Origin of the sequence: Neobacillus vireti (assembly GCF_036962465.1) — a bacterium.
Lineage (GTDB): Bacteria > Bacillota > Bacilli > Bacillales > Cytobacillaceae > Neobacillus > Neobacillus vireti_B.
Genome location: NZ_JBALNF010000035.1, coordinates 1 through 18,925, shown reverse-complemented (window position 1 = coordinate 18,925; position 18,925 = coordinate 1). Strand labels below are relative to the sequence as shown.

General features: G+C 38.0%; 19 protein-coding genes and 1 pseudogene. 12 read left to right on the top strand and 8 right to left on the bottom strand.

Features of this window, described 5'->3' with window-relative positions:
• The first annotated feature begins 61 nt into the window (after positions 1–61).
• Complete coding sequence (locus V7077_RS15960) at positions 62–1,243, top strand: response regulator transcription factor (RefSeq protein WP_335503718.1); 1,182 nt, start codon at positions 62–64, stop codon at positions 1,241–1,243.
• 32 nt (positions 1,244–1,275) lie between these two features.
• Here V7077_RS15960 and V7077_RS15955 read toward each other — a convergent pair whose 3' ends face one another.
• The gene (locus V7077_RS15955) at positions 1,276–2,091 is read right to left on the bottom strand and encodes a glycerophosphodiester phosphodiesterase (protein WP_335503714.1); all 816 of its coding nucleotides are present in this window, start codon (positions 2,089–2,091) and stop codon (positions 1,276–1,278) included.
• Positions 2,092–2,333: 242 nt separating this feature from the next.
• Between V7077_RS15955 and V7077_RS15950 the strand changes: the two genes are divergently transcribed.
• Positions 2,334–2,438 (top strand): YjcZ family sporulation protein, encoded by a 105-nt coding sequence (locus tag V7077_RS15950; RefSeq protein WP_144562660.1) that lies wholly within the window; start codon positions 2,334–2,336, stop codon positions 2,436–2,438.
• Positions 2,439–2,512: 74 nt separating this feature from the next.
• Positions 2,513–2,602 (top strand): annotated as a pseudogene (locus V7077_RS27755) (YjcZ family sporulation protein); the annotation flags it as partial.
• A 53-nt stretch (positions 2,603–2,655) separates the two neighbouring features.
• Here V7077_RS27755 and V7077_RS15940 read toward each other — a convergent pair.
• The 3 genes from V7077_RS15940 to V7077_RS15930 form a co-directional block, all read right to left on the bottom strand.
• Positions 2,656–3,078: a YkvA family protein gene (locus V7077_RS15940; protein ID WP_335503709.1), complete on the bottom strand. Its 423-nt coding sequence runs from the start codon at positions 3,076–3,078 to the stop codon at positions 2,656–2,658.
• 117 nt (positions 3,079–3,195) lie between these two features.
• Positions 3,196–4,923: an AAA family ATPase gene (locus tag V7077_RS15935; RefSeq protein WP_335503706.1), complete on the bottom strand. Its 1,728-nt coding sequence runs from the start codon at positions 4,921–4,923 to the stop codon at positions 3,196–3,198.
• Positions 4,924–5,066: 143 nt separating this feature from the next.
• Positions 5,067–5,327, bottom strand: a complete 261-nt coding sequence (locus tag V7077_RS15930; protein WP_335503703.1) for a hypothetical protein — start codon at positions 5,325–5,327, stop codon at positions 5,067–5,069.
• A 259-nt stretch (positions 5,328–5,586) separates the two neighbouring features.
• Here V7077_RS15930 and V7077_RS15925 point away from each other — a divergent pair, with 259 nt between their 5' ends.
• From V7077_RS15925 to V7077_RS15910, 4 genes are all read left to right on the top strand, one after another.
• Positions 5,587–7,167 carry a peptide chain release factor 3 gene (locus tag V7077_RS15925; RefSeq protein ID WP_335503700.1) on the top strand — a complete coding sequence of 527 codons (1,581 nt, stop codon included), beginning with the start codon at positions 5,587–5,589 and terminating at the stop codon, positions 7,165–7,167.
• A 177-nt stretch (positions 7,168–7,344) separates the two neighbouring features.
• Positions 7,345–7,833, top strand: coding sequence for a hypothetical protein (locus V7077_RS15920; protein ID WP_335503697.1), 489 nt, complete (start codon positions 7,345–7,347; stop codon positions 7,831–7,833).
• A 362-nt stretch (positions 7,834–8,195) separates the two neighbouring features.
• On the top strand, positions 8,196–8,939 hold the full coding sequence (gene sigI, locus V7077_RS15915; RefSeq protein ID WP_335503694.1) for an RNA polymerase sigma factor SigI: 744 nt from the start codon (positions 8,196–8,198) through the stop codon (positions 8,937–8,939).
• Entirely contained in the window at positions 8,936–10,003 is a 1,068-nt protein-coding gene (locus V7077_RS15910) for an anti-sigma factor domain-containing protein (protein WP_335503691.1), read from the top strand. The genes sigI and V7077_RS15910 overlap by 4 nt, the downstream gene beginning before the upstream one ends.
• Positions 10,004–10,044: 41 nt before the next feature.
• Here the strand turns inward: V7077_RS15910 and V7077_RS15905 are convergent, their stop codons facing one another.
• Positions 10,045–10,248, bottom strand: coding sequence for an alpha/beta-type small acid-soluble spore protein (locus V7077_RS15905; RefSeq protein ID WP_335503689.1), 204 nt, complete (start codon positions 10,246–10,248; stop codon positions 10,045–10,047).
• A gap of 189 nt (positions 10,249–10,437) precedes the next feature.
• A complete protein-coding gene (locus V7077_RS15900) occupies positions 10,438–10,791 on the bottom strand; it encodes a DUF3905 domain-containing protein (RefSeq protein ID WP_335503686.1) in 354 nt (117 codons plus the stop codon).
• Positions 10,792–10,923: 132 nt separating this feature from the next.
• On the opposite strand from V7077_RS15900, the gene V7077_RS15895 reads away from it, so the two are divergent.
• Together V7077_RS15895 and V7077_RS15890 are read left to right on the top strand one after the other, a co-directional pair.
• Positions 10,924–11,085 carry a hypothetical protein gene (locus tag V7077_RS15895; protein ID WP_335503683.1) on the top strand — a complete coding sequence of 54 codons (162 nt, stop codon included), beginning with the start codon at positions 10,924–10,926 and terminating at the stop codon, positions 11,083–11,085.
• Positions 11,085–11,210: a hypothetical protein gene (locus tag V7077_RS15890; protein ID WP_335503679.1), complete on the top strand. Its 126-nt coding sequence runs from the start codon at positions 11,085–11,087 to the stop codon at positions 11,208–11,210. The genes V7077_RS15895 and V7077_RS15890 overlap by 1 nt, the downstream gene beginning before the upstream one ends.
• 32 nt (positions 11,211–11,242) lie before the next feature.
• On the opposite strand, the gene V7077_RS15885 is transcribed toward V7077_RS15890, so the two are convergent.
• Entirely contained in the window at positions 11,243–12,979 is a 1,737-nt protein-coding gene (locus V7077_RS15885; RefSeq protein WP_335503676.1) for a B12-binding domain-containing radical SAM protein, read from the bottom strand.
• 348 nt (positions 12,980–13,327) lie between these two features.
• Here V7077_RS15885 and V7077_RS15880 point away from each other — a divergent pair, with 348 nt between their 5' ends.
• From V7077_RS15880 to V7077_RS15870, 3 genes are all read left to right on the top strand, one after another.
• Positions 13,328–14,341 (top strand): 2-oxoacid:acceptor oxidoreductase family protein, encoded by a 1,014-nt coding sequence (locus tag V7077_RS15880; RefSeq protein ID WP_335503675.1) that lies wholly within the window; start codon positions 13,328–13,330, stop codon positions 14,339–14,341.
• Positions 14,341–16,635 (top strand): thiamine pyrophosphate-dependent enzyme, encoded by a 2,295-nt coding sequence (locus V7077_RS15875; RefSeq protein WP_335503672.1) that lies wholly within the window; start codon positions 14,341–14,343, stop codon positions 16,633–16,635. The genes V7077_RS15880 and V7077_RS15875 overlap by 1 nt, the downstream gene beginning before the upstream one ends.
• A gap of 178 nt (positions 16,636–16,813) precedes the next feature.
• Positions 16,814–17,926 (top strand): PAS domain-containing sensor histidine kinase, encoded by a 1,113-nt coding sequence (locus V7077_RS15870; protein ID WP_335503670.1) that lies wholly within the window; start codon positions 16,814–16,816, stop codon positions 17,924–17,926.
• A gap of 52 nt (positions 17,927–17,978) precedes the next feature.
• Here the strand turns inward: V7077_RS15870 and V7077_RS15865 are convergent, their stop codons facing one another.
• Positions 17,979–18,764, bottom strand: a complete 786-nt coding sequence (locus V7077_RS15865; RefSeq protein WP_335503667.1) for a carbon-nitrogen family hydrolase — start codon at positions 18,762–18,764, stop codon at positions 17,979–17,981.
• Between the last annotated feature and the right edge of the window lie 161 nt (positions 18,765–18,925).

Sequence of the window (18,925 nt, the reverse complement as noted above, 5' to 3'; positions counted from 1 at the left end):
ATAAAGGGTTATAAAATGATTGAGGAAACAGCCTAGATTTTCATGGAGGGAGTGTGTTTACTTGTCAAGGTCATTAAACCTGCATTTGGACGAGCTTTTAAATGATGCTATAAAAATGTTATCGAAATACCAAAGGGATCTGTTACAAGAATGGGGAATAACCCTTCTCTCTCTTAAGAACAAAAATAAAAAATTTGTTGCAGTTTTTGAGTTTATCAGTGAATTCTTAGTTAGATTTCTTCAATCTGCTAACCAAGATAATCAAAGTATTTACCAAATGTTAACTGATCTTCAGGAGGAATGGTTCGTTAAATTTGAAAGAGACCCGGAACCGGAAGCCCTCATCTTCCATCTTAACCTATTGGAAAATGCAGCCCATAAGGTACTTAAATCAAGGGTTGCCTATTCCTCTAAGCTGCATCCTTCAGTCCATTATTTATTTTCAAAAATTAGTGAGGTACTTCTGTTTAAAACGGAAAAAGAGAATTTTAGTATTTGGAAAGATGCGGTTATCTTATTTAATGAATGGATTATCCGATCGCAAAATTTTAAGGAGTCAGTCGAAAATATCTGTTTTGGATTTGGGTATTTTCTACCATTTAAGCGGTGCGCTCTCTTTAAGTTTACTAATCGGGAAAGTATTGGGGTTGGACTTTATGGTCATGAGTTCATAAATGAAGACGTTCAATCTATTGCTGAAAAGATTACTAATATCCCAGTACTGAATCAAAGTCTTGTTAAACTAAAATCACAAGGGCATGAAATGAAAAACTTTCAGCCTATATATATTCCCAGAGCGGAAAATGATTTTCCAAAGAAGTACGTCGAAAGGTTTCAGCTTACCTCGTTGATTATTGTTCCAATTTATGTACCTGAAGAGGGGAAGATAATTGGAGGAGTAGTTTTGGACCAAGGTCCAGGTAAATTTTTTACAGTCGATACTAGCCTTTTTCCTGCACTGATGAAATTTGGACAAAGTTCAGGCGAACTACTATCTAAGTTTATAGAAGCTGAGATCAAAAAGAGGGATTTGCCTGCAGGAGATGCTGTTTCCTTGTCCCCAAGGGAGACCGAAATTATTAAGCTTTTAGCGGATGGTGCATCCACAGCCGAGGCTGCCTTGAAACTTTATTTAAGTGAGTTTACCGTTAGGGATTACATATCTAATATTATGAAAAGACTTAATGCTCAAAATAGAACCGAAGTGGCAGTCAAAGCCATTCGGATGGGGATTATCGATTAAACGAGGGCAGCTCTCATTAGGGAGATGCCCTTTTATTGATTTAAGAAATCTGGGTAGTCACTAATGACCCCTTCTATATGAAAATGCATCAAAAGATTTACTTCATTTCTTTTTCTTATTGTCCATACAAGAGTTTTAAAGCCATGCTGGTGAATCCTTCTAATCAGCCGTTTGTTTACCATGGTGATTTTAGGATTGACATAGGAAGCAAAGCTTAAGAAGGAAACCAATTCTTGATTCGAGATACCTTTACCGCTGACCCTTTTTAATAAGACTCCTAGTTGGATGGAAGGAATTAGTTGGTGAAATTTTTTTAGTGAGTTTTGATCAAAAGATTGGATGATCACTTGAAATCCTTCAGTGCTTGTAAGTCCTCTCTGTAAAAGCTCATTTGCAATTTTTTCCTCAATTCCAGGGTAAAGAGTTGGATTTTTGATCTCCAGCAATATACCAACTTTACCTCCAAACTCGTCTAGAAATTCATATAATGAAGGGATCTTTTCACCACTAAATTTAGGGTCAAACCAGCTGCCTGCATCCAGTGCTTGAATTTCTTTTAATGTAAAATCCTTCACTTTTCCTTTTCCGTTTGTTGTTCGATTAACCGTTGGGTCATGTATGACCACCAACTGTTCATCTTTTGTCATCTGAACATCTATTTCAATGAAATCCACACCAAGTTGCAATGCTTTATGAAAAGAAGCAAAAGTATTTTCAGGGCAGTATCCGGCTGCTCCTCTATGGCCGATTTTCAAAGGAGAACGATGATCAAAAGCTTTGTTAATTTTCATTCTTTTTTGAGTTAACAATAAATTGACCCATCTCCAAATGGCTGTAGTAAATTTCAATAAGATTTACCTCCACGCTTTATTGTGAACATGGTAAGAAAAACAAAACAATTTGTCAACTGGGTATCTGCTTGTGTGTCTGCTGTTAAATGATTGGAAAGATATAGGTTAAGGTCATAAGGCATGAGCAAAGAATGGGCTTATTCTTTTTTTGGGGATAAGCCTAATATGGATATGTGTCTATCGCACATTGATATCTAGGTGAATAGGATATATGGAAATCGATAAAGGAGGTAATGTAAATGTCTGGTGCAGTAGGTGGCTATGGCGGCGGATTTGCCCTGCTAGTCGTTTTATTCATTTTATTAATTATTATTGGAGCTTCTTGGGGTTGCGGGTTCTATTAAGTTAGAAGGGAGGAAATAAAATGTTTGGATACGGTGGATTTGGCTATGGCGGCGGCTGTGGCTGTGGCTACGGCGGTGGATATGGTTTTGGCGGCGGATTTGCATTAATCGTCGTTTTATTTATCTTATTAATTATTGTAGGCGCTGCTTGCTTTAGATGGTAGTTAAGAATTAAAGCCCTACTTAAGTTATCTAACTAACTAGTCAACCCGCTTGGTTAATCAAGCGGGTTTTCTAACGGAATCGTATTAGTGCTTTTCCATTGCTTAAATTGATCAAGTTCTTTCGCTAATTTCTTTAGTGTCAAACCAATAACTGCAGCGTCATCAAAGAGGCCAAGGCCAATAATAAAATCAGGAACTAAATCAATCGGGGAAACAAAATAGAGCAGAGCACCAATAATCGTCACGATGGTACTTGGTTGAACATTCTTATACTCACCTTTAGAGTATGCTTTGACTAAATCAACAAATAACTGCAGTTTATCCCATGCATCCCCTAGATACCCTTTTCTATCAGTTGCTTTTTCGATCACTTTATGAAGCAGATCCTTTATTTTTTTAGGGTTTGCGAGATATTCTTTAGCATTGTGAATGTATTTATTGTGCTCTTTTTCGATTAATTTATCATCGCTGTTCATAGAGTTCACTTCCTTTAACGGAATTCTAGCTTAGTTTACCACGAAAATAAAAATTCATTAGATATTTACCCAACTATAAAAAAACAAAACCAGGTGCAGTATGTGCACCTGGTGCTATTAGGCAAAAACAACATCGTTTGTTTGACCTGTGACGATGGTTTCAACTTCCGTGCCTTCTAATGTTTCATTTTTTAATAATGCTTCGACTAATTGTTGATACTGTGGTTGATGGTTCTTAATCAAGGTTTCAGCTTTTTCTAAACCTTTTGCAAATAATTCCTGCATTTTGATTTCCTTATCTTGCTTGTTAAAAGTTAATGTAAAACCATCTTCAAGCATGCCAATGTCGACCATTTGTTCAATCAGATGTTTTGCCTGCTGAACATCACCACTCACACCGATGCTATGTTCACCAAGTAACATTCTCTCAGCCACACCACCAGCTAAGACCATTGCCACACGGTCAAGCAAGTCACTTGTTGTTGATAAATGCAATTCTTTCGGAATCGGTGCTACATAACCAAGGGCCTCACCACGAGGTATAATCGTTGCCTTTCGAACTGAACCGGGTTTTGTTAAGGAAGCTACAATTGCATGTCCCGCCTCATGGATGGCCACCCTGCGTTTTGTGTCAAGGTCCTGTAAAGAACGAGAAGTACTGCCTAATATCGTCCGGTCAAGTGCGTAATCCAGGTCCCGTTTAGTAATTACCTCATGACCATTTCTAACTGCACGTCTTGCTGCTGTTTCAAAAAGAGACTGCAGTTCAGCACCCGAGAATCCAGAGGTACTTTCTGCTAAATCATCAAGGGATGCAAAGACATCTTTTGCAAGCGCCTTTCCTTTTGTATGAATTTCGATAATTTCTCTTCTTCCTTTTGTATCTGGCAGAGATACATGGAAGGAGAAGTCAATTCGTCCAGGACGAAGGAAGGCTTCATCCAGCATATCTTTTCTATTGGTAGCCGCGATAAATAAAATACCATCATTAGAATGACCGCCATCAAGCTGAACAAGAAGTTCGGTTAAGGTTTTTTCTGCTTCTTCGCCTCCATGAGCCTTACGCTTTCCTGCAAGTGCGTCCACTTCATCAATAAAGACAACGGCAGGTGCCTGTTTTCGTGCTGTTTGGAACAGGGAACGAACTCGGCTTGCACCAACACCTACAAACAGTTCATTGAATGCTGAACCACTTGTAGAGAAAAAGGATGCATTTAACTCTCGTGCCATTGCTTGGGCTAAGAGCGTTTTTCCCGTCCCAGGAGGTCCATATAAAAGAATTCCTTTCGGAGGCTTTATTCCCAGTTTAAGCGCACGCTCAGGTTCTTTTAAAGAGGATAAAGTCTGAAAAATTTCTTCTTTCATTTCAGTTCCAATACCCCCTACATCGTCTAAACAGATAGCAGGAAGAGGGCGTGACTTGGCAACACTATTTTTCATTGAATTACCCAGGCCAAAGCCGCCCTTTGTTTTTTGAAGGGCAACAGCAGCACCGGCAAATAAAATAATTACTCCGCCCAGTACCCATTTACCGTATCGGGTGCCGGTAGTATAGGTGTAATTAATATTGTACTTTTCAACCAGTTTCTCAATCATTTGACTATTGGGAGGAATATGGGATACATATTCGTTAGCGCCAGCTTTCATATACAAGCTTCCGTCCGCTTGTTCAGTAAGTGTAACGGCCTTTCCATTTTGTGCTTGAATCGTTTTCTCCACAGAAGAGAAAGGAATTGAGATTTCCTTATATGTTGTTTGAATGTACCAAATCATACCTGAAATGACTATAATGAACGCTGTAATCAGCGGGATAAACTTTGAAACTATCTTTTTACTTTTATTCAACTCTCTTCATCTCCTCCAATAGAGTAATATAATTATTATAAAGCTATTTCCAGAAAAATGGATGTGGGAATCAGTGGAAGAAAGGAACTAGTAAAAGCTATAAAAAACACACCATCCTGAAAGCTCGATCGTGTGCTATAACGTTAGGATAATAAGCGAAGTTGTGGAATGATTGGAGTAAGCACGCTTTGGGCCAATGTGCCAATACTTATTCCGACAGATGCTGCCTTGCTCCATTTAAAGACGTGAACCTTTTCATCGTTTGTTTCATACAAAAATAAGAGTTGCTCTCCTTCTTCGGAGATGCCAATTTTATTATAAGAGAGCTTATGTTGGTCAAGAACAATTTCAAACGCTCTGTGTAATAAGTTTAGGGTTTGTTGGTCAACTGTCTGATTATGCATAGTTCCTCCCAAGTCATTGAATATTTTATTATTACTTATATTATAATCTTTTCATTACCATCATAAAAGAGAATTCAACAGAAAACCATCTATTGCAAAGTTAGCGTTTGCGAGATAAGATTGAAGTTATGGATAAAAATTTCTGCTATAACAGGCATATACTGCCCGAAATAGCTGATTGGTTCCTTTATACGCAGTTTCGCGGGAAAGAGCCTTATTTAGAGAAGTATGACTTCTTTGTTAAAGAGAGGAAGACAAGATGGGTAACAATTTTAAAGAAGAAGTATTATCACGCCGCACATTTGCGATTATATCCCACCCGGATGCCGGTAAAACTACATTAACAGAAAAATTACTATTATTTGGTGGAGCTATAAGAGACGCTGGTACCGTTAAAGCCAAAAAAACAGGAAAGTTTGCTACAAGTGACTGGATGGAAATCGAGAAACAACGTGGAATTTCCGTTACCTCCAGTGTTATGCAATTTGATTATGATGGATTTAGGGTCAATATTCTTGATACCCCTGGACATCAAGATTTCAGTGAAGATACGTACAGGACTTTGATGGCTGTTGACAGTGCAGTAATGATTATTGACTCAGCAAAAGGGATTGAAGAACAGACCCTAAAACTTTTTAAAGTGTGCCGCATGCGCGGTATTCCAATATTTACGTTTATGAATAAGCTTGACCGCCAAGGGAAAGCACCGCTTGAACTTCTAGCCGAACTAGAAGAAGTCCTCGGAATTGAATCTTATCCAATGAATTGGCCAATCGGAATGGGAAAGGAATTCCTAGGTATTTATGACCGTTTCCATAAACGGGTTGAACAATTCCGTGTAAGTGATGAGGAGAGGTTTATTCCGTTAAATGACGAAGGGGAAATAGTCGGAGAGCATCCGATAAAAGATTCCGGCCTTTATGATCAAACACTTGATGAAATTCTCCTGCTTAATGAAGCTGGTAATGAGTTCTCAGCAGAAAGAATAGCGGAAGGGAATCTAATTCCAGTATTCTTCGGAAGTGCCTTAACAAATTTCGGTGTTCAGACTTTTTTAGAGTCTTATCTGCAATTTGCACCGCCTCCCAAAGCGCGTAATTCATCCATAGGTGAAATTGATCCTTTAGCGGAACAATTTTCGGGATTTGTGTTTAAAATCCAAGCGAATATGAATCCTGCACACCGCGACCGGATTGCCTTTGTACGTGTTTGTTCAGGTAAGTTCGAACGGGGAATGACTGTTAATATACCGCGTTTAGGAAAACAATTAAAGCTATCTCAGTCAACATCTTTTATGGCAGAAGAACGAAATACAGTTGAAGAAGCTGTTAGTGGAGATATTATCGGATTGTATGATACAGGTACTTATCAAATTGGCGATACCTTAACGACTGGTAAAAATGACTTTCAATATGAGAGGCTGCCACAGTTTACACCTGAATTATATGTGAGGGTTTCTGCTAAAAACGTGATGAAGCAAAAATCCTTCTATAAAGGTATTCAACAGCTCGTTCAGGAAGGGGCTATTCAGCTCTTTAAGACAGTGAGGATGGAAGAATATTTATTAGGTGCGGTCGGTCAGCTACAATTTGAGGTATTCGAACATAGGATGAGAAATGAATACAATGCCGAGGTTTTAATGGAGCGCATGGGTTCAAAAATTGCTAGGTGGGTTGAAAATGAGACTGTCGATGAAAACCTTTCTAGTTCGAGAAGTTTGCTGGTAAAAGACAGATATGATCATTATGTCTTTTTATTTGAAAATGATTTTGCATTAAGATGGTTTCAAGAAAAAAATCCAGATGTTAAACTTTATAATCCAATGGACCAACACGAATAGTTAAGTCATAAAAACAGCGGAAGCATCCGCTGTTTTTTTTTATGAACTAGTGACTTTACATAAAATGGAAATTTATTGGAAAATATTCAGCTTATCCTCGTTAATTTGGCATAGGAATGGTTAAGCTAAGTGGAGAAGTTTTTCTTCTTAAATGCCATAATGAAACGGGATAGAGAAATGAAAAAAATGAGCAGATTGGAAGCAGTTCTTTGGAACATTGCCTTCCCAGGTTTTACCCAATTATTAACAGGGCAGTATATAAAAGGGGTCTTATTTGTTGTTTTAGAGTTTATTATGAATGTAAATAGTCATTTTAATCGAGCCATTATGCACAGCTTCTTAGGTGAAATAGAACAGGCTGAGATGGTGGTAAATTATCAATGGCTTATGTTTTATCCTTGTATTTACATGTTTTCAATGTGGGATGCCTATCGACTTGCAATGCCAGCGGAGGAAAAGTATTCTTATTTGCCTTTTGTTTTCGGGGCTTACTTTGTAACAGTCGGTTTAATGGTCTCACCAAAGGTCACTTTTTTTGACATACATCCAGGACCTATTTTTTTACCAATGATTTTCCTCATCCCGGGGTTACTTGTAGGCGGCGGGATAAAAAGAATTTTAAAAGTAAGGGATAAAAGTCCCGATAGAGCGAATGAAAAGCTTTAAATCACTTATTTGATTTAAAGTTTTTTATTTTTATCACTTAGGTTCGTGTGCAAACCGAAAGTACTTTAAATCACTTACTCGGACCATGATCGTTGGCTAGTTTTTTTTGATTGGTAAAAATTTTTATTTTCCAACCCCCAGAAATAGTTCTTAAAGAAACGTACCTATGTAGTAAAATGCGGACACAAAGTTCTTGAAAAAAGAATTGAAAATGAGAGGAGAACAGTAATATATATATATAATTTAAACAATAAACGTAAAAAGGACTGCCATTCTTGGGGTTTTCTATACATGAATGCTTATTCCTGCAACGTCTTAAGTAACGATATATATGTTATAATGGGACGAATAGAGGTGAGCGCATGCTAAGTTTATTGTTTAAAACCAAGAAAAAAAGAACTTTGGAAGAGACTGTTCTATTAGTCCAAAATGGTGATCAAGAGTTGTTGAATCACTTAATTGATTCCTATAAGCCCTTTATTGCTAAAACCGTTTCTTCCGTTTGCAGACGTTATATTTATGAATCCGATGATGAATTTAGCATTGGACTTATTGCATTTAATGAAGCCATTGAAAAATATTCTCCAGACCGGGGAAGCTCGTTATTGAGTTTTTCCGAAGTCATTATAAAGAGAAGAGTAATAGACTATATACGTAAACAAACGAAAGATCAGCATATCAGTATCGATATCACCAATCCATTACAAGAGGAAGAATCACCAGGAACTGTGATTGTCAATGAACTTTCTCTTGATGAATTTCATAAGAAAAATGATGATCAATTAAGGAAAGATGAAATACTTCATTTCCAAAAAGTGCTGGCCTCTTTTGGTTTAAGTTTTAGTGACTTAGTGGATAATTCACCAAAGCATACGGATGCTCGTATAAGTGCCATTCAAACAGCGAAAGTGCTTGTTGCCAATCCAGAGTTAAAAGAAATATTACTGGAAAAAAAACGCCTGCCTATCAAACAGTTAGAGACAATGGTAAAGGTCAGCCGAAAAACGATTGAACGGAATCGAAAATATATTATTGCCGTAGCACTTATTTTATCTAGTGATTATGTGTATATGAAGAATTATATAAAGGGGGTGCTGGATATATGAAAAAAGGAATTATCATGGAGATAGACGATGCTTTCTTAACTCTTTTAACCCCTGAGGGTGAGTTTTTGAGGACAAAAAAACAAGAACAACTCTATACGATTGGGGAGGAAATCCATTTCTTTCCGATTACGGCTAATCAAACAAGGGAATCAATATCTTTATTAAGAAAAATGTTTAAAGCCAGAAGTGTATGGGCCGTAATGGCTGCCCTTTTTATCTTACTTGGTTCCTTTCTTCCGTTGCATCAAAATAATAAAGCATACGCTTATATGTCAATTGATGCAAACTCGAGTATTGAACTTGGTGTAAATAAAAAGATGCAAGTTGTAAAAATAGCAGGGTTCAATAAAGAAGGTAAAGAGGTTATTTCAAAACTAAGTAACTGGAAGAAAAAGGATGTTTCGGAAATTACTCAATCTATCTTAGAAGAGATGAAACAAGCTGGTCAGTTAGAAAATAATCAGGAAGTGATTATTTCAACTGTTCGTGCGAAAGAGCAGGATGAGCAATTTGAAAAAGAACTGCAAAAGAATATAGACGAGATTAAAGCGTCAGCAGTTAAGAAAGAGCTAGAGTTAACCGTGTTTAATGCAACTCAGGAAGATCGTTATAAGGCCCATAATCTAGGAATTACTACTGGCAAATATCAAGAAGATAAATATCAATCCCGCCTCCGCCAAAAGGAAAAACAGAAGGAAAAGAATGAGAACCAGAAGCTTAACACAGTTCCATTACCACCAAACGTTGTAAATCCGCCGGGACAGCAAAAGAAGGTTAATAATGAGAATGCAGCAGAACCTAAAGAGAAAAAGGTTATTAGTACAAATGTATCTGTGGGAAAGACAGTCCCGCCAGGACAACTAAAAAAAGCAGAAAATCAATCGAAACAAGATCAGGGAAATAATAACAAACAGGCCAAACAGCAAATGAAACAACAGTTAAAACAACAGCCGCATTCTTCCGCAAAGAACCAATCGAATTCACATGGTAAAGCTGCCATTCCAAATAACCATGAAAAGAAGCCAAATCCAAAAGAGCAAACTAATAATAATAAACATAAATAAAAGTCCGGTCTTAAACCGGACTTTTTTCCATATTTATTCAATTATTGGTTATTATTTTGCCCGGATAATTGAGCTTGTGCCTGTTGGACTAATCTTTTGGTGATTTCTCCGCCCACAGAACCGTTTGCTCTTGAAACAGTATCAGAGCCTAATTGAACTCCAAATTCTTGGGCAATTTCATATTTTACCTGGTCCAAGTACTGTTCGATTCCAGGTACTAACAATTTATTACTGCTATTTGCCATCATTGACACTCCTTTGTCTTAGGAAAGTTGAGAATTTCCTTGTTAACTTTTTTAGCCTCGTCGCCACCATTCAAATGTACGCACTATGCAAAATTAGGATACAGAGGAGGTTTGACCTCTGTATTTATAGTATTTATACCCTTTTAAATTTCTATAAGTGGTAATGTTTTTCGGAATTGGATAATTCCATTAATCAGACCCTTTACTAACATCCTTTGTCGGATGCATAAAGGGATAGGCTTGTGGTTTTCTTTTGCTGTCAAGCAGTTCACGGTTTTCCGATGTATTCCAGCCGATGTCATTTGTCGGATGAACCCAATCGTCTCCAGACATGATGGCGGGATCTGTTTCCTCAGACCAATTTTCTAGAGGAGAATTCTCGGAAGCGTATAAACTGTCGCCAATGGTTACTCCAAATTTATTTACAAAAGGGGTCTCCATTTTAATACCTGTCCCTTCAAAACTTGGGGCATTTATTTGATGAGGCATGGTTTCATCAATCGTTACCTTCTCGGAGGACTGTTTATGATTTGATTTTTTCATGTTCTGTTCACTCCTTTTTCTTTTATTTTCTGTTTGAATATCAAATTTATTTAAGAAAAATAAGGAAAGGAATGAACCAAGGCACTTTGCTTAAACTAAAGATGTATTATCTTATCTTTGGGAGGATGTTAAATGGCAAAGCGAAAAGCAGAATTTAATGCAGTGGAAAAATATTCAAAAACCCCTCACAAAAATGTTCAGGAAAGTGAATTTTCCGCAGAGTTTACAGATAATAATAATGCCATGCGGTTCCAAAATCGTAATTCGAAGCAAGGTAAAAAAGGTAGAAGCTAATGGTCAAGATGCATACCAATCAAGACCCCAAATCAATGGAAGAATTCAGTGTTGAAATAGGTGAGGTAAATGGGGTTAAGCTTTATGAAACGAAAAAAGATTTAAAGAAAATCAAAAAAAAATAAAAAAGCCGGGGCTCCCCGGCTTTATTAAGAAATTAGAATGGAAATAATAAAGTTTGGTCTCTGCTTGGATCAAAGAACACTAATAGGTATCCTGTTTTCTTTTTTAAGTGTCCTGTTGTTAAATACTCACCTAAATCAAAGGTTAACTCTTCAAGCAGCGTATGCTTATATAAATCCTTTTCGTCAAGCTGCAGTTGACTGAACTGATCCCCCAGCATGGTTGGATTGTCCATTAATTGCTTATAAAGCTGTGACCGCTCGCTCTTATCCAACGAGGCTGCCCACCAAGGCTTTCTAGGCTTGTATTTGTGATTCCTTAAATAATCGTACTTCATTAACCCTGCAATAATTTCTAGGTTTTCTACGGAGCGTGCCTCTAAAAATGAGTATAATCTCCGAAATAAATCCTCCAGCTGATGGCCGATTCGGGACCATCCTTTATTGTCCCAGTAGGAACCAAACTCTTGGAAAAAGTCAAATGGGGATGGAAATACATGGCTGACAAGATATTCAACCGTATAATCCATTCGATGATCATTCCAATATTTCTCCAATACGTCCTCAACCTGTTTTATTCTAACGATATCATCAAACGATAGGACATTATTACTTAATATTTCATATGGTGAATGGTCCATATATACATAGTGATGTTCGTCAGCGCGGAGACGAACCCCTGTCCCTCTAAGCATTTTTAAAAATCCCAATTGTAATTCTTCCGGTCTCATTTCGAATACATCATTGAATGTTTTTCGGAAGGATGAATAATCTTCTTCAGGAAGCCCGGCAATCAAATCAAGATGTTGGTCAATTTTTCGTCCTTCTTTGACCATCGTGACTGTTCTTGTTAGCTTTTCAAAATTTTGTTTTCGTCTTACCAGCTCATTCGTGTAGTCATTGGTAGACTGTACGCCAATTTCAAATCGAAAAAGTCCTTTTGGAGCTTCTTGATTTAAGAATTCAATGACCTCCGGACGCATAATATCTGCAGTTATTTCAAATTGAAAAACTGTTCCGGGCAAATGTTCATCAATAAGGAAACGGAACATTTCTAATGCGTAGCTTCTGCTGATATTAAAAGTACGGTCCACAAACTTAATGGTTTTAGCCCCATTGTCCATAAGATAGCGAATGTCGGCTTTGATTTTTTCACGATCAAAATATCTAACCCCGACCTCGATGGAAGAGAGGCAGAATTGACAGCTAAATGGACAGCCTCTGCTTGTCTCAACATAAGTGACACGCTTTCCTAAAACAGCGATATCCTCAGGAAAACGATAGGGTGATGGTAATTCTTTAAGATCTAGCTTATTCATTTGGGGAGTTATTTTCACTTCTCCATTTCCCCTATATGCAATACCATGGACATTTCGATAATCTTTGGCGCCACTAATTTCATGGAGAAGCTGTTTAAAGGTTTGTTCTCCTTCCCCAATTACAATAAAATCCACCTCAGGGTATTTTTCCATCCATTCGGCTGTATCGTAAGTTACCTCTGGTCCCCCTAAAATAATCAAAATCGATGGATCAACCTTTTTTAACATATTAACTACTTTGAGTGTTTCCTCTATATTCCAAATATAGCAGCTGAACCCGATGACGTCCGGTTTTGCTTGGTATAGGTCCGAAACAATATTTAGGACCGGATCCTTAATAGTATATTCTTTTAACATAATGGTAAATTCCGGGGCTGCATAGGCTTTTAAATAACGAATGGCAAGATTTGTATGTATAAACTTAGCATTCAGTGTAGAACAAATAACATTCATATGATTGCTCCTTTATAAATTATGACCAAATAATAATTATAGCCTATTTTAGACCAAAAGAGTATTAGCCAAACTGTATATCATCCAACTAGTGATATCCCTATGGAAGTTAACGGAATGGCACTTGCTGTTATATTACAGAATTAAATCTGTTATACAATTAAGCAAGCGGTTTAAAGTCTGACCTAATAATGTTTTTTTGAAAAAAAATAATGTGTTCCAAAAATTTCTGGCAGATGTTTGACTTTTATCACAGATTAAACTTCCTAATTGTCCTACAATAACGAAAGGGAAAAGTGATTTATTGATTATTTCGTAATTTTTGGAACGAAAATGGGGAGGGACATTATGTCTATTTTACCGAAAAAGAATGAACTAGGATTTTTTGAAATCCGATTAGAATCAATTGGCGGCCTAGGGGCAAATCTGGCAGGAAAAATGTTAGCCGAGGCGGGGGTCTTAAGTCTTGGGTTAAGAGGCTCGAATTTTTCATCCTATGGATCGGAAAAAAAGGGGTCACCCGTAAAGAGCTTCATCCGTTTTTGTGATCCTGATGTTGAGATTCGCGACCATAGCCCAATTGAGCAGCCGCATATTGTTGGAGTTTTCCATGAAGCATTATATAAAACGGTAAATGTGGTAAGCGGCTTGGCTGCGGATGGTATTGTTTTAGTTAATACAGCAAGAGAATTTGATGATGTAAAAAAAGATTTGCATTTAGAATATGGAACACTTGCGATCGTCGATGCCTTAACAATCGCATTAGAGGAGAAAACGAAAGTAAATACAGCCATGCTTGGCGCTTTATATCGAATTTGTGATTTCCTAAATCCCGAATCAATGAGAGATGTGATTCGGAAAACATTTACGAAAAAATATCCCCACCTTGTTGAACCAAATATCAGGACATTTGACCGCGGCTATAATGAAGTTCAATTTAAAACCTATGAAGTGCCAGAAGGTGCGGAAGGAAAATCCTTTACACGCCCGCTGCCGCCACTCGGTTTTTTGACACAAGAACTTGGCGGAGTGATGGTTTCGCAGGCAAATAGTATTTTTAAAGATTTAAGTGGATCAAGGCAAGGCTTCCTGCCTGAATTCAAACAGGACAAATGCATAAACTGTGCAGCATGTGATAATGTTTGTCCAGACTTTTGTTTTGTTTGGGAAGAAGGGGAAGATAAACGCGGCAGAAAGCAAATGTTCCTTAAAGGGATTGACTATCAATATTGTAAGGGCTGCTTAAAGTGTGTGGAAGCATGTCCAACCGACGCACTAGGCGATCTTCGAGAAATTTTGGGATATGCGGATGAAAACCGTGTGAAGCAAAACTTTCCTTATATTACAGGAGGGGTACAATAATGGCGATTTTAGAAGATAAATTAACCAAGCAGGGTGTGGCAGAGCAAGTTTCTACCTTTGAATCAGGAAATGAAATGGCTGCAACGGCCGCAGCCCAAATTAATTATCATATCATGGGATATTTCCCAATTACACCTTCGACAGAGGTTGCCCAATTTTTGGATCAAATGAAAACCCGCGGCCAACATGATATAAAATTGATTCCAGCGGATGGGGAGCATGGTTCAGCAGGTATATGCTATGGAGCCGCTGCGACAGGTGCACGTGTCATTAATGCGACTAGTGCGAATGGTTTCCTCTATATGCTTGAACAAATGCCTGTCCAATCAGGTACTCGCTACCCAATGGTTATGAATCTTGTCACGCGAGCTGTCAGTGGACCGCTAGATATTCGCGGGGACCACTCAGACCTTTATTATGCCTTAAATACCGGCTGGGTTATTTTGACTGCAAAAACACCTCAAGCGGTTTATGATATGAATATTATGGCACTAAAAATTGCCGAACATTCAAAAGTCCGTTTACCAGTTATAGTGGCCTATGATGGTTTCTTCACATCTCATCAAAAGCGCAGGGTAGAATACTTTAAGGACAGAACTGTAGTTCAGCAATTTGTTGGTGAATGTCCAACAGATTATAACTTTGTCCGAGATTTGAGCAAACCAGTTACGATTGGTGCCCATATGAGTGGTGACGATTTTATCAATAACCATTACCAACAATCGGAAGCTATTTACAATGCAGGTGAAGTTTTCAAAGAAGTGGCTGCTGACTATGCAAAACTATCTGGCAGAGATTATCAAGTACTCGATTTATATAGAATGGAAGATGCAGAGGTTGCACTATTTCTATTGAATTCTGCTGCTGAGTCAGCAAAAGATGTAGTTGATCAGCTTCGTAATCAGGGAATCAAAGCTGGAGTCATCAGCCCTAATATTATCCGTCCATTCCCGGCAAAAGAAATTCGTGAAGCCCTTAAAAATGTTAAAGCCCTATTAGTTGGGGAGCGTGCAGATTCATATGGTGCAAACGGGCCGAACCTTACCCATGAAGTAAAATCAGCCCTGCAAGATGACAAGGATAACAAAACCATTGTGTTAAGCCGTGTATTTGGTCTAGGCGGAAAGGACTTCTATGCGGATGACGCTAAAAATTTCTTTACTATGGCCATTGAAGCAATGGAAAAGGGCTATGCTGAAAAACCTTTTGATTATTATGGACATATTCCAGGTAATCCGGAAAACATTCTTAAGCCTGTCATTTTGCCACAACATGGTGATGTGTACAAAACAGGTTTGATTGATGTGAAAATGGATGAAGAAACGAATAAATTAAAGGTCAAAATTCCTCCGCTTCGTGCTCTCACAGGTAAGCCAAAACGCATCGCATCAGGACATGGTGCATGTCCAGGCTGTGGGATATTTGCCGGTCTGGAATTATTCTTTAAGGGGATTGAGGGGGATATTGTTACTTTATTCCAAACAGGCTGTGCATACGTAACAACGACTGGGTATCCAAGTACTTCCCATAAACAAACGATGATTCATAATTTATTCCAAAACGGTGCAGCTACACTATCCGGAACGCTTGAAGCATTTATGGAACTAAAACGCCGTGGTGAAATAAATGTGTCCGATGAGGCAACTTTTGTCATGATTACTGGTGACGGAGGTATGGACATAGGAATGGGCTCTGCAATTGGAACAGCTCTTCGTGGTCATAAACTCATTATGCTTGAGTATGATAATGAAGGTTATATGAATACGGGATCGCAAATGTCGTACTCTACACCAATTGGACATATGACGAGTACATCCGGGGTTGGAAAAGTACAGCGTGGAAAAGCATTCCACCATAAGGATACTGCTCAAATCATGGCAGCAACTAATATTCCCTATGTATTTACTGGTTCTGAAGCATTCCCGCAGGACTTAGTAAAAAAAGGTGCAAAAGCACAATGGTATGCACAGAATGTTGGACCTGTCTATGGGAAATTGTTGATCGCTTGCCCGTTAAACTGGAAATCAGATGACCGTTATGGTACAAAAATTGTCGAAGAGGCTGTGAATTCTTGTTTTTTCCCACTCTATGAAATTGAACAAGGTGTTACCACCATTACGTACAATCCAGAAGATAAGAATAAACGGGTTCCACTTTCTGATTGGTTAAGGTATATGGGAAAAGCAAAACATCTTTTAAAAGAAGAGAATCTTCCAATTTTAGAAGAGTTTGAAGCAGAAGTTGAAAAAAGATGGCTGCGTCTCAAAGCTAAACACGAACATCCACTTCTATAAAATACAAAGAACGCAAAGTAGTAAAGGGCTTTGCGTTCTTTGCATTTCTTAAAAAGTCTGCTAATCAGTTTGTAATAGGAAAATATGCTTGTCGACTTAAAAGGATTTTACTCGATATATGTAGAATATATGGTTTAATATAGTAGATAGTGAAAAAGGATTTCGCGGGGTGTCTAACGTGGAGAAGCAGGACAAAAACGATAGTTTACCTATTGGTAATAGTGATATACAGAATAAAACAGTTAACTTTCAAGAGAACGAGCAAAAATATAGACGTATTTTTGAAGATTCAATTGATGGTCTCCTCCTATGGGATAACGATCACCGTATTATCGATGTGAATCGTTCCGGTGAAAAAATGATAGGTCTTCCAAAAGAACGTTTGATAGGTAAACGGATCTATGAGCGGAACATCATTTTGAAAGATGGTAAGCAAGAGATCTTGAGACATATTGAACAAGTACTCGAAAAAGGACAAACGTGTACCACGATGATTTTCACGGATGAAGAAGGAACTACTAGGTATTTTGACTGTTCATCAAAACTTGATATCCTGACCGGGATAAATTTTACCGTATTTAAAGATATAACTGAAAAGATGGAAATAGAGGAGCAGCTCCGCAAATCAGATACACTGAGTGTAATTGGTGAACTAGCTGCCGGAATTGCCCATGAAATTCGTAATCCAATGACGGCACTAAAAGGTTTCATTCAGTTGCTTGAGGAAAATATCACGAAAGAACATCCGATGTATTATCAGGTAATCACTTCTGAACTGGCCCGAATTGATTCGATTATAAATGAATTTTTAATTCTTGCGAAGCCGCAGGCTATAAAATTTCAGGAAAAGGACCTTAACCAGATTTTGAAGGAAACAGTCGATTTACTATCTGCGCAAGCTGCTCTTCATAATGTTCAATTTATAACAAACATTGACAGCCATCTGCCGCTTGTCTTCTGTGAGCCAAACCAATTAAAAAAGGTATTTATTAATATTATTAAAAATGCCATTGAAGTGATGCCTCTAGGTGGAAATGTAACGATTACTACGAGGAGGTTGAAAGAAAAACGCGTTCAAATCAGTATTCAAGATGGAGGGGCTGGAATTCCTAAAGAAAAGATAAAAAGGCTAGGTGAACCGTTTTTTACGACAAAGGAACAGGGAACGGGCTTAGGGTTAATGGTTAGTCATCGAATTATTAAAGACCACCAAGGTAAAATTACAATCGATAGTGAAGAAGGAAGAGGTACTACGTTTTATATCGAGCTGCCCTCTCAATTAAAAATGTAAAAAAGCAATCCATGTAAACGTTCGGATTGCTTTTAACAATTTTTAAAAAATTTTAATGGTATGAGTTTGGTTTTCTATCCTCAAAAATCGGAATAAGCTTGCGTATTTCTAAAACTTGATCTAAATCAATCTCAGCAGTGAGAACCTCTTCCTTCTCTGCAGCTTCAGCCAAAACCTCTCCCCAGGGATTAATTATGAGTGAATGTCCGGCAAATTGGTTATTGGGGTCACTGCCAGATCTGTTACAGGCGATGACATAGCACTGATTTTCAATTGCTCTGGCGATCAAGAGAGCACGCCAATGCTCTAACCGTGCCGCCGGCCATTCCGCTACCACAAATAGGGCTTTAGCTCCTTCTGATGTATGTGCACGAATCCATTCAGGAAAGCGAATATCATAGCAAATGACCCCAGCAAATAATTGACCATCCACTTGGAATAAGCCTTTTTCAGCTCCGGGCTTGAGGTAGAGATGTTCATCCATTAATTTAAAAAGATGAAGTTTATCATATTGATGGGTAACAGTGCCATCTTTTGTAATAATGAGGAGGGTATTCTTTACTCCTTTTTCCACTCGATTTGCAACCGATCCTCCGACAAAATGGACCTGATGTTTTTTTGCAGCTGCTTGGAGGAAGGCAATTGTTTGCTGGGCTTTTAGGTCGGCTATTTCTGCTAATCTGGTTAGGTCATATCCGGTCGTCCAAAGCTCAGGCAGGACAATAATATCCGGATGTGATTCCATGGCTTTTTCAATTAGATTTGCAGCAGCTTGATAATTTTTTTCAGGGTCACCGAAGGCGATATCCATTTGAATACAGGAAACTTTTAATTTCAAAAACCCTCACCTCATTAATATTCTGAATTTTAACTTTATGAGTCATTATAAAAGTTATACCATTTATCAATAGAAATTCAATAGGCTTTGAAATTTTACAATTAAATATTTTAATATAAAGCAGGTGAGTCAAAAGACTGGGATTTGACTGCACCCAATGG

Excerpts from the sequence above, each read along its gene's own strand:
- V7077_RS15950 (WP_144562660.1), top strand. The coding sequence starts at position 2,334 with ATGTCTGGTGCAGTAGGTGGCTATGGCGGCGGATTTGCCCTGCTAGTC.
- V7077_RS15940 (WP_335503709.1), bottom strand. The coding sequence starts at position 3,078 with ATGAACAGCGATGATAAATTAATCGAAAAAGAGCACAATAAATACATT.
- V7077_RS15930 (WP_335503703.1), bottom strand. The coding sequence starts at position 5,327 with ATGCATAATCAGACAGTTGACCAACAAACCCTAAACTTATTACACAGA.
- V7077_RS15925 (WP_335503700.1), top strand. The coding sequence starts at position 5,587 with ATGGGTAACAATTTTAAAGAAGAAGTATTATCACGCCGCACATTTGCG.
- V7077_RS15920 (WP_335503697.1), top strand. The coding sequence starts at position 7,345 with ATGAAAAAAATGAGCAGATTGGAAGCAGTTCTTTGGAACATTGCCTTC.
- sigI (WP_335503694.1), top strand. The coding sequence starts at position 8,196 with ATGCTAAGTTTATTGTTTAAAACCAAGAAAAAAAGAACTTTGGAAGAG.
- V7077_RS15910 (WP_335503691.1), top strand. The coding sequence starts at position 8,936 with ATGAAAAAAGGAATTATCATGGAGATAGACGATGCTTTCTTAACTCTT.
- V7077_RS15905 (WP_335503689.1), bottom strand. The coding sequence starts at position 10,248 with ATGGCAAATAGCAGTAATAAATTGTTAGTACCTGGAATCGAACAGTAC.
- V7077_RS15900 (WP_335503686.1), bottom strand. The coding sequence starts at position 10,791 with ATGAAAAAATCAAATCATAAACAGTCCTCCGAGAAGGTAACGATTGAT.
- V7077_RS15895 (WP_335503683.1), top strand. The coding sequence starts at position 10,924 with ATGGCAAAGCGAAAAGCAGAATTTAATGCAGTGGAAAAATATTCAAAA.
- V7077_RS15890 (WP_335503679.1), top strand. The coding sequence starts at position 11,085 with ATGGTCAAGATGCATACCAATCAAGACCCCAAATCAATGGAAGAATTC.
- V7077_RS15885 (WP_335503676.1), bottom strand. The coding sequence starts at position 12,979 with ATGAATGTTATTTGTTCTACACTGAATGCTAAGTTTATACATACAAAT.
- V7077_RS15880 (WP_335503675.1), top strand. The coding sequence starts at position 13,328 with ATGTCTATTTTACCGAAAAAGAATGAACTAGGATTTTTTGAAATCCGA.
- V7077_RS15875 (WP_335503672.1), top strand. The coding sequence starts at position 14,341 with ATGGCGATTTTAGAAGATAAATTAACCAAGCAGGGTGTGGCAGAGCAA.